The organism is Stenotrophomonas humi (assembly GCF_001431415.1).
Taxonomy (GTDB): Bacteria; Pseudomonadota; Gammaproteobacteria; order Xanthomonadales; family Xanthomonadaceae; genus Stenotrophomonas; species Stenotrophomonas humi.
On sequence record NZ_LDJI01000030.1, the window covers coordinates 52,112 to 61,539 of the forward strand.

Sequence of the window (9,428 nt, forward strand, 5' to 3'; positions counted from 1 at the left end):
CTTGATTGCCGGCACTAGGACTTGACGATGGCTACCACGCTCAACCCCTCCGAAATCAGCGAACTGATCAAGAACCGCATCGAGAAGGTCGCCCTGTCCGCGGAATCGCGCAACGAAGGCACCGTCACCTCGGTGTCCGACGGCATCGTGCGCATCTACGGCCTGGCCGACGTGATGCAGGGCGAAATGATCGAACTGCCGAACAACACCTACGCACTGGCGCTGAACCTGGAGCGTGACTCGGTCGGCGCCGTGGTGCTGGGTGACTACGAGCACCTGCGCGAAGGCGACGTGGCCAAGACCACCGGCCGCATCCTGGAAGTGCCGGTTGGCCCGGAAATGCTCGGCCGCGTGGTGAATGCGCTGGGCGAGCCGATCGACGGCAAGGGCCCGCTGGGCACCTCGCTGACCGCGCCGGTGGAGCGTGTTGCTCCGGGCGTGATCTGGCGCAAGTCGGTCGACCAGCCGGTGCAGACCGGTTACAAGTCGGTCGACTCCATGATCCCGATCGGCCGTGGCCAGCGTGAGCTGATCATCGGCGACCGCCAGACCGGCAAGACCGCGATGGCCATCGATGCGGTGATCAACCAGAAGGGCACCGGCATCAAGTGCGTGTACGTGGCGATCGGCCAGAAGGCCTCGACCGTTGCCAACATCGTGCGCAAGCTGGAAGAGAACGGCGCACTGGCCCACACCGTGGTCGTGGCTGCCACCGCTTCGGAATCGGCCGCGATGCAGTACATCAGCGCCTACTCCGGCTGCACCATGGGTGAGTACTTCATGGATCGCGGCGAAGACGCCCTGATCGTGTACGACGATCTGTCCAAGCAGGCCGTTGCCTACCGCCAGATCTCGCTGCTGCTCAAGCGCCCGCCGGGCCGTGAAGCCTACCCGGGTGACGTGTTCTACCTGCACTCCCGTCTGCTCGAGCGCGCAGCTCGCGTGTCCGAGGAATACGTGGAGAAGTTCACTGAAGGCAAGGTCACCGGCAAGACCGGTTCGCTGACCGCGCTGCCGATCATCGAAACCCAGGCCGGCGACGTGTCCGCGTTCGTTCCGACCAACGTGATCTCGATCACCGACGGCCAGATCTTCCTGGAAACCGACCTGTTCAACGCCGGTATCCGTCCGGCCGTCAACGCCGGTATCTCGGTGTCGCGCGTGGGTGGTTCGGCCCAGACCAAGATCATCAAGAAGCTGTCCGGCGGCATTCGTATCTCGCTGGCCCAGTACCGTGAACTGGCTGCGTTCGCGCAGTTCGCCTCGGACCTGGACGAAGCAACCCGCAAGCAGCTGGAGCGCGGTCAGCGCGTCACCGAGCTGATGAAGCAGAAGCAGTACGCACCGATGCCGATCGCCGACCAGGCGCTGTCGATCTACGCCGTCAACGAGGGTTACCTCGACGACGTGCCGGTCAACAAGCTGCTCGGCTTCGAAGCCGGCCTGCACGCGCACTTCGCCAACACCGCAGGTGAGCTGGTCTCCAAGATCAACGCCACCGGTGCCTGGAACGACGAGATCGAAGCCGCTTTCAAGAAGGGCATCTCCGAGTTCAAGACCACTGGCAGCTGGTAATCGCAAAGCGAGCACCGGCAGGGAGCGGCCACACGGCCGCTCCTCAACCACGTAAGTAGAGCGAGCGAGAAATGGCAAGCGGACGCGAAATCAAAACCAAGATCAAGAGCGTGCAGAACACCCGCAAGGTGACGCGCGCGCTCGAGATGGTCTCGGCCTCCAAGATCCGCAAGGCGCAGGATCGGATGAAGACCTCGCGTCCGTACGCGCAGGCGATGAAGCAGGTCATCGGTCACCTGGCCCAGGCCAGCACCGATTTCCAGCACCCGTTCCTGGTTGAGCGTGACAACGTCAAGCGCGTGGGTTACATCGTGATCTCTTCCGATCGCGGTCTGGCTGGCGGCCTGAACAACAACCTGTTCCGCAAGGCCGTGGCAGAAATGCGTGGCTGGCAGGAAAAGGGCGCCGAGATCGACATGGTGACCGTGGGCCAGAAGGCCAGCGTGTTCTTCCGTCGCGTCAACGTGAACATGGTCGGCAGCGTCACCCATATCGGTGACAACCCGCAGCTGGAAACGTTGATCGGCGTGATCAAGGTCATGCTCGATGCCTACACCGAAGGCAAGGTTGACCGCGTGTATCTGGTCTACAACCGCTTCATCAATACGATGACGCAGAAGGCCAGTTTCGATCAGCTGCTGCCGTTGCCGGCCAGCGAGACGCAGGTGGCCTCGCACGACTGGGATTACCTGTACGAACCCGATGCGGCGACCGTGCTGGAGCACGTGATCACCCGCTACATCGAGTCGCTGGTGTACCAGGCCGTGCTGGAGAACGTTGCTTCCGAGCATGCGGCACGCATGGTGGCGATGAAGGCGGCGAGCGACAACGCGAACAAGCTGATCGGAACCCTGCAGCTGGTCTACAACAAGGCCCGCCAGGCAGCGATCACCCAGGAAATCTCCGAAATCGTCAGCGGCGCGGCAGCAGTCTGATCGCGTTCGTTCAAAGCACACATTTAGAGGATGCAGCAATGAGTCAGGGCAAGATCGTTCAGATCATCGGCGCGGTCGTCGACATCGAATTTCCGCGCAGCGACGTACCGCGTGTGTACGACGCGCTGCAGGTGGAAGGCACCGAAATCACGCTGGAAGTGCAGCAGCAGCTCGGTGACGGCATCGTCCGCGCGATCGCGCTGGGCTCCACCGACGGCCTGAAGCGTGGCCTGGTTGCCAACAATACCGGTCGTGGCATTTCCGTGCCGGTCGGTGCAGGCACGCTGGGCCGCATCATGGACGTGCTGGGTCGCCCGATCGACGAAGCCGGCCCGGTTGCCGCTTCGGACAAGTGGGAAATCCACCGTGCTGCTCCGTCGTATGAAGACCAGTCGTCCTCCACCGAGCTGCTGGAAACCGGCATCAAGGTGATCGACCTGATGTGCCCGTTCGCCAAGGGCGGCAAGGTCGGCCTGTTCGGCGGCGCCGGCGTCGGCAAGACCGTCAACATGATGGAGCTGATCAACAACATCGCCAAGGCGCACAGCGGTCTGTCCGTGTTCGCCGGCGTGGGTGAGCGTACCCGTGAGGGCAACGACTTCTACCACGAGATGAAGGACTCCAACGTCCTGGACAAGGTCGCGATGGTGTACGGCCAGATGAACGAGCCGCCGGGCAACCGTCTGCGCGTCGCACTGACCGGCCTGACCATGGCCGAGTACTTCCGTGACGAGAAGGACGCCAGCGGCAAGGGCAAGGACGTGCTGCTGTTCGTGGACAACATCTACCGCTACACGCTGGCCGGTACCGAAGTGTCGGCACTGCTGGGCCGCATGCCGTCGGCCGTGGGTTACCAGCCGACTCTGGCCGAGGAAATGGGCGTCCTGCAGGAGCGCATCACCTCGACCAAGACCGGTTCGATCACCTCGATCCAGGCCGTGTACGTGCCCGCCGATGACTTGACCGATCCGTCGCCGGCCACCACCTTCGCCCACTTGGATTCGACCGTGACCCTGTCGCGTTCGATCGCCTCGCTGGGTATCTACCCGGCCGTGGATCCGCTGGATTCGACCTCGCGCCAGATGGACCCGCAGGTCATCGGTACCGAGCATTACGAAACCGCGCAGCGCGTCCAGCAGACCTTGCAGAAGTACAAGGAACTGAAGGACATCATCGCCATTCTGGGCATGGACGAACTGTCCGAAGAAGACAAGCAGGCCGTGACCCGCGCCCGCAAGATCGAGCGCTTCTTCAGCCAGCCGTTCCACGTGGCCGAAGTGTTCACCGGCTCGCCGGGCAAGTACGTGTCGCTGAAGGACACCATCCGTGGCTTCAAGGCCATCGTCGATGGCGAGTACGACCACCTGCCGGAGCAGGCGTTCTACATGGTCGGCAGCATCGAAGAAGCGGTCGAAAAGGCCAAGAAGATGGCCGAAAAGGCCTAAGTCTTCCGTAGTAAGGCGGAGCGTGCTCCGCCTCTGCGGCAACCTGCGGTGGGCGCAGGCCCACCCAACCAGGCGAAGAGATTTCCATGAGCACCATCCGTTGCGACATCGTCAGTGCCGAGCAGCAGATCTACAGCGGCGAAGCGACCCTGGTCGTGGCCACCGGTGAGCTGGGCGAGCTGGGCATCGCGCCCAAGCATGCACCGCTGATCACCCGCCTGAAGCCGGGCAAGGTGGTTGTCACCACCGCCGCTGGCGAGCATCTGGATTTCGCCATTTCCGGCGGCATCCTGGAAGTTCAGCCGCAGGTCGTGACCGTGCTGGCCGACACCGCCATCCGCGCCACCGACATCGACGAAGCCGCTGTGCGCAAGGCCAAGGAAGAAGCCGAGCGTGTGCTCGCCAACCGTGGCGAAGCCATGGAACTGGCCGAAGCACAGCAGCGCCTGGCCGAAGTCACCGCGCAGCTGCAGGCGCTGGAGCGTCTGCGCCGTACCCTCAAGCACTGAGGTTGCCCGCAGCGCACGCAGAAACGCCGGCCCAGTGCCGGCGTTTTTGTTTGTGTCTTCTGTCCTCGTCCGATGCATGGCCGTTGTCATGGGAGGATGCGGCGGTGCATGCGGGCGCTTTGTGCGCTTGTCTGCTGCCGCAGCTTATGAATCGTCTGCGCCGCTCTCCGTGGACTGTCGGTCCCCCAGCAGGGCATGTCACGGACGAAGGTCAGGCGATGGAAGCGATAGCCCTTGGCATAGTCGGCATGGCCGGCCGGCCAGCGGCGGCACGGCGATGCGCAGGATCAGCGCCGGATCCCTCTGTCCGTCACCGTCGAGCTTGACCGCCGCCTCGGCACCGGACCCGATGGCATGGCGGCAACCGGTCAGTGTGGCTCCCCCCTGGTTCTGCGCATGGATGAGGACGGTCACGCGCGGATTGGCGCAGTTCGTCTTGAACCAGGCGCCGCCCTGTTCCAGGCAGGCTTCATCGACCACATAGATCCAGCCAACTATCGGGCCGATTCCGGCAATGACCCGCAGGATCTGGTCGCGGACCCCGAAACAGGGAATGACGATGGCGGTGCGGCGGGTGGATTCAAGGAGTCAGTGATAGATCCAGTGACGCGAGATGAAGAAGCTGATGACGGCGAGTGCGGCCTCGACCAGTGGTTTGGCCAGCCAGGCCGCTTCCAGGCCGACGTTGTGCCCGACGAAACCGACGACCCAGGTGCTGATGAGGGTGAGCATTGCCCAGGCGATGGCGAAACGCAGCAATTGCCGACGTCCCAGTGCTTGGCTTGAGGAGAAGGTGAAGGTGCCGTTCAACCAGAAGCCGAACATGGCACCTGCGAGCCGACCGCAGACGTTGGCGATTTCCAGCGACAGGCCGGCATGACTCAACCCGACCGTCACCAGCCAGTCGAGGATCCATTGCAGGAACCCCATCAGCAGGAACAGCCAGCTTTGCCGTGCCAATGTCATTGCTTGCCGGCTTCTGGAAGCGACCACCATTCGCTGTCCTTGATCGCTCCCCGTTGCGTGGCGCCCGCGGCGTGCAGCGCTGCACGCTGGGCTGGAGTGACGCTGTTGGTGCGCAGGATGAGGTCATGCACATTCTCGCGGCGCATCAAGGTGATCCAGGCCTGGCCACTGGGATCCTTGTCGGCTTCGCCGGCAGCGGCAAGCATGGCGGGTGAGTACCAGCTGATGTTGCGCCCACGCGTACCGAATTCGGCGAAGAAGCCGTAGGCCGGGTCCAGCAGCAATACGTTGCCGGTTGGGCCGCCGGCCTTGCGGATCTGGCTGGCGAAGATGCGTTCGGGGGCGTAGCGCTTGTACAGCGGTTCGTCACGGCCGGCGGCTTTCACCGCCTGTTTGATCGCACCATAGCGCAGGGTCCAGTAAGCGTTGGCCTGGAAGCCCAGTTGCAGCACGCACAGTCCGACGGCGATCCAGGCTGCACGTCGCGCATCGACCGAAAAGGCAGCGCTGACCAGCACGGCGGACAACACCGCAAGGCCTGGATAGGCGTAACGCATGTACTGCAAAGGGATCAACGGCAGCACCAGTACGCAGGTGGCAGCCATCGCGGCGATGCGCGTACGCCTGTGGAGCAGCGCGAGTAGCCAGGGACCGGCAAGTGCGATCAGCAGGAAGCTGCCGCCACCGTCATTGGCGCCATCATGGAGATGGGTATGGAAGCTCATGTCCCAGAACAGCGAAGGCCCGAAGCCGGTGTACCAGCGGTCGTCAAAGAAGTTGACCGGCGCGAAGTAGGGCGACTTGAACACGGCGTTGAACAACGGCAGCACCGGGTTCCCGGTCAGCAGGTAGGCATGGACGTAGCTGGAGCCAGCAATCAGCAGGCCCACCACCAGGACCGCGCCGATCCGTGGCAATGAAGGCCACGGATGGCGGAACAGTGCCCACAGCAGCGGCACCAGCGCCATCACCGCCGAGGTGGTCTTGATGCTCATCAGTCCGCCAGCGAGCACCGCGAGCGCCAGCCAGAAACGGAAGCTGCCATCGCGTGGGCCGGCAACCAAAGCGAACAACCAGGTCAGTGCTGCCGCAGTGGGAAGCTCGGTCTGCATGCCGCTGGCCAGGGCGGTGGTCATCGGCTGGCTGATGGCCACCGCCGCCGCAAGCCAGCGGGCGGGCACCGGTGCGCCCAGATGTGCGCTCAGACGCCACAGGCCGCAGGCCAGGGTCAGCAGCCAGAACATGTTGACCGGACCGCGGGCTTCGCTGCCGCTCATCAATTGCGCGATGGCATGCACCACGTCGGAGGTCCAAGGCGCGAGCGCCCAGACCTGATGCTCCGGTGATGGCGCGTAGAACCCCTGCTGCTGCAGCTGCCAGGCCAGGCGCAGGTGGTAGGCCAGATCATCTTCCTGCATCGTGGGCAGCCAGCAGCTGGCGGTGGCAAGCCCGATGACGAGCACGCAGAACGCGGCAAGCCGGGGGCTGCTGTCGACGGCTTCCTTCCATTCAGTACGCGCACTTTGCAGCGTGCTGATGAGCTCGCGCCGGCGCAGCAGCACCAGACCGATGCAGAGGACCAGGTAGCTCCAGTTGTAATGAACCGGCAGGGTCAGCAGCCAACCGGCGCTACCTGCCAGCAGCAGGATGCCGAGCAGGCCCTGCAAGGCAGCCGGTCCCCGTGGCAGCAACACTCCGCCCAGTGCGATGGCCGCCAGGACCAGCACCGCGGTCATCAGTGTCGACAGGGGGCCAGCCAGGACGACAAGCATTACCGCCCATAGCAACAGCAGCCAGTTGGCCTGCGGATTGCGGCGCACGCGGCTCAGCAGCCATGCTAGGCCCCAGACCGGCAGTGCGAGCAACAGCAGATCGGTCATCCGGGTGGGCGACCATTGCTTCCACAAGTGGGGCGATGCAAGCCCGATCAATACCGCCAAAGGGCCAAGCCCGAGCAGGACGCGTTCCATGCGTTGAGTTGCTGCTTCCATGCTTTCCTGCAGAGCAAATGTCAGAGTTCGCCTATGCTATCAGCCGACCATAACATTTCAGACGAATTAGTCAGGTGGAGCCGATGACCCAACCCTTGCACGTAATCATCCTCGCCGCCGGCGCGGGCAAACGCATGAAATCGGCGTTGCCGAAGGTGCTGCAACCGATCGCGGGGCAGCCGATGCTGGCACACGTGATCACGACTGCCCGCCAGCTGCAGCCGGCAGGGATCCACTTGGTCTATGGCCACGGCGGTGAAGCGGTGCGGGCAGCGTTTGCTGACCAGCAGGATCTGACCTGGGCTGAGCAGAAGGAACAACTGGGTACTGGCCATGCGGTGCAGCAGGCCATGCCGGATGTGCCTGACAACGCGCAGGTGCTGGTGCTGTATGGCGATGTACCACTGATGCGTGCCGGTACACTGGCGGCGTTGCTGGCAGATTTGCCGCGCCTGGCGGTGCTGGTGGCCGAGCTGGAAAACCCGAACGGTTACGGTCGCATCTTGCGCGATGCCGAGGGCAAGGTGGCAGCCATCGTCGAGCAGAAGGACGCCAATGATGAGCAGAAGCGCATCCGCACGATCAACACCGGCATCATTACCGCCGAGTCGACGGCGTTGCGACGCTGGCTGGGGTCGCTGTCCAATGCCAATTCCCAGGGCGAGTACTACCTGACCGACGTGTTCGCCTCCGCCGCGTCGGAGTACACGCCAGCCGAGCTGGTGTATGTGGCCGACGCGCAGGAAGCTGAAGGCGCGAATGATCCGTGGCAGCTGTCGCAGCTGGAACGTGCATGGCAGCTGCGTGCGGCCAGGGCCCTATGCGAACAGGGCGCGCGGTTGCTGGACCCGGCACGCTTCGATCAGCGCGGCACGGTGAAGGTGGGGCGCGATGTACAGATCGATGCCAACGTGATGCTGGAAGGCGAGGTCGAACTGGGCGATGGCGTGCACATCGGTCCATTCGTGCGTCTGAAGGACGTCAAGCTGGGTGCCGGGACGAAGGTACGGTCGCATTGCGATCTGGAAGGTGTGATCGCCGAAGGTGCCGCGCAGATCGGCCCGTTCGCCCGCCTGCGCCCGGGCACGGTGCTGGCCGAAGGGGTGCATGTGGGCAACTTCGTCGAGACCAAGAAAGTCAGCCTGGGCAAGGGCAGCAAGGCCAACCATCTGACCTATCTAGGCGATGCGGTGATTGGCAGCGGTACCAACATCGGCGCCGGCACCATCACCTGCAACTACGACGGTGTGAACAAGTTCCAGACCATCATCGGTGACAAGGTGTTCGTCGGTTCCAACAGCTCGCTGGTGGCGCCGGTGACGCTCGAAGATGGCGCCACTATTGCCGCGGGCTCGGTGATCACCCGCACCGCGCCATCCGACAAGCTGACCGTGGCGCGCAGCCGCCAGCAGACGATCGATGGTTGGTCACGGCCCGTCAAGAAAAGCTGAGCCGCGCCTGGCACGGCGTGAGGATCTCGCGCTGCTGCCCGTGATCGAGCGGCGCGCGGGTGAGCGTCTGCGGGGGCACCGGGCATACACGGTGTTCGCCGCTTCACCGACGCCGATGGCCGCGTTTGAGCAGGGCATGCTGCAGCAGTTGTTGTGGGTGGTTGAAAGTGATGCCGGCGACGTGGCCGGCTATCTGCTGGCGGGCGTACTGGATGACGACTTCCACGTTCAACAGATGGATGTGCTGCCCGAACAGGGCCGCAGGGGACATGGGCGGGCGCTGTTGCGGCATGCACTGCGGCAGGCGGTCGAACGTGGGCATTGCCGTGCGGTACTGACGACGTTGAGCGATGTGCCATGGAATGCCGACTTCTACGCGGGCGAAGGCTTCCGTGTGTGGCCGCGTGATGCGTGGCGTACCGGCATGCACCGGGTGATGGCCGAAGAGGCGGCTGCGGGCTTCCCGATGGAGTTGCGCGTGGCGATGCTGCGCGAGCTTTGAACAGCCGATGGCGGCAGCATTGTTGGCAAAGGCCGCAGCGGAGCATGGCTCCGC

Annotated in this window: 9 protein-coding genes; 6 read left to right on the top strand and 3 right to left on the bottom strand. The window is 63.9% G+C overall.

The features are described 5' to 3' along the window. The first annotated feature begins 27 nt into the window (after positions 1-27). From atpA to ABB26_RS16015, 4 genes are all read left to right on the top strand, one after another. Positions 28-1,575: a F0F1 ATP synthase subunit alpha gene (gene atpA / locus ABB26_RS16000; protein ID WP_057635710.1), complete on the top strand. Its 1,548-nt coding sequence runs from the start codon at positions 28-30 to the stop codon at positions 1,573-1,575. A 71-nt stretch (positions 1,576-1,646) separates the two neighbouring features. Continuing rightward, positions 1,647-2,510 (top strand): F0F1 ATP synthase subunit gamma, encoded by an 864-nt coding sequence (gene atpG, locus ABB26_RS16005; RefSeq protein WP_057635711.1) that lies wholly within the window; start codon positions 1,647-1,649, stop codon positions 2,508-2,510. A gap of 38 nt (positions 2,511-2,548) precedes the next feature. Beyond that, positions 2,549-3,955: a F0F1 ATP synthase subunit beta gene (gene atpD, locus ABB26_RS16010; RefSeq protein ID WP_057635712.1), complete on the top strand. Its 1,407-nt coding sequence runs from the start codon at positions 2,549-2,551 to the stop codon at positions 3,953-3,955. A gap of 86 nt (positions 3,956-4,041) precedes the next feature. Beyond that, a complete protein-coding gene (locus ABB26_RS16015) occupies positions 4,042-4,464 on the top strand; it encodes a F0F1 ATP synthase subunit epsilon (RefSeq protein ID WP_057635713.1) in 423 nt (140 codons plus the stop codon). 198 nt (positions 4,465-4,662) lie between these two features. Here ABB26_RS16015 and ABB26_RS16020 read toward each other — a convergent pair whose 3' ends face one another. From ABB26_RS16020 to ABB26_RS16030, 3 genes are all read right to left on the bottom strand, one after another. Continuing rightward, on the bottom strand, positions 4,663-4,944 hold the full coding sequence (locus tag ABB26_RS16020; RefSeq protein WP_057635714.1) for a glycosyltransferase family protein: 282 nt from the start codon (positions 4,942-4,944) through the stop codon (positions 4,663-4,665). Between the two features lie 108 nt (positions 4,945-5,052). Continuing rightward, the gene (locus ABB26_RS16025; RefSeq protein WP_057635715.1) at positions 5,053-5,430 is read right to left on the bottom strand and encodes a GtrA family protein; all 378 of its coding nucleotides are present in this window, start codon (positions 5,428-5,430) and stop codon (positions 5,053-5,055) included. Next, positions 5,427-7,421, bottom strand: coding sequence for a hypothetical protein (locus ABB26_RS16030; RefSeq protein ID WP_152982717.1), 1,995 nt, complete (start codon positions 7,419-7,421; stop codon positions 5,427-5,429). Before ABB26_RS16030 ends, ABB26_RS16025 begins: the two co-directional genes overlap by 4 nt. An 83-nt stretch (positions 7,422-7,504) precedes the next feature. Between ABB26_RS16030 and glmU the strand changes: the two genes are divergently transcribed. Next, on the top strand, positions 7,505-8,872 hold the full coding sequence (glmU, locus tag ABB26_RS16035) for a bifunctional UDP-N-acetylglucosamine diphosphorylase/glucosamine-1-phosphate N-acetyltransferase GlmU (protein WP_057635717.1): 1,368 nt from the start codon (positions 7,505-7,507) through the stop codon (positions 8,870-8,872). Next, the gene (locus ABB26_RS16040; RefSeq protein ID WP_057635718.1) at positions 8,841-9,374 is read left to right on the top strand and encodes a GNAT family N-acetyltransferase; all 534 of its coding nucleotides are present in this window, start codon (positions 8,841-8,843) and stop codon (positions 9,372-9,374) included. The genes glmU and ABB26_RS16040 overlap by 32 nt, the downstream gene beginning before the upstream one ends. Positions 9,375-9,428 lie beyond the last annotated feature (54 nt).

Excerpts from the sequence above, each read along its gene's own strand:
- ABB26_RS16025 (WP_057635715.1), bottom strand. The coding sequence starts at position 5,430 with ATGACATTGGCACGGCAAAGCTGGCTGTTCCTGCTGATGGGGTTCCTG.
- atpA (WP_057635710.1), top strand. The coding sequence starts at position 28 with ATGGCTACCACGCTCAACCCCTCCGAAATCAGCGAACTGATCAAGAAC.
- glmU (WP_057635717.1), top strand. The coding sequence starts at position 7,505 with ATGACCCAACCCTTGCACGTAATCATCCTCGCCGCCGGCGCGGGCAAA.
- atpG (WP_057635711.1), top strand. The coding sequence starts at position 1,647 with ATGGCAAGCGGACGCGAAATCAAAACCAAGATCAAGAGCGTGCAGAAC.
- ABB26_RS16030 (WP_152982717.1), bottom strand. The coding sequence starts at position 7,421 with ATGGAAGCAGCAACTCAACGCATGGAACGCGTCCTGCTCGGGCTTGGC.
- ABB26_RS16015 (WP_057635713.1), top strand. The coding sequence starts at position 4,042 with ATGAGCACCATCCGTTGCGACATCGTCAGTGCCGAGCAGCAGATCTAC.
- ABB26_RS16040 (WP_057635718.1), top strand. The coding sequence starts at position 8,841 with ATGGTTGGTCACGGCCCGTCAAGAAAAGCTGAGCCGCGCCTGGCACGG.
- atpD (WP_057635712.1), top strand. The coding sequence starts at position 2,549 with ATGAGTCAGGGCAAGATCGTTCAGATCATCGGCGCGGTCGTCGACATC.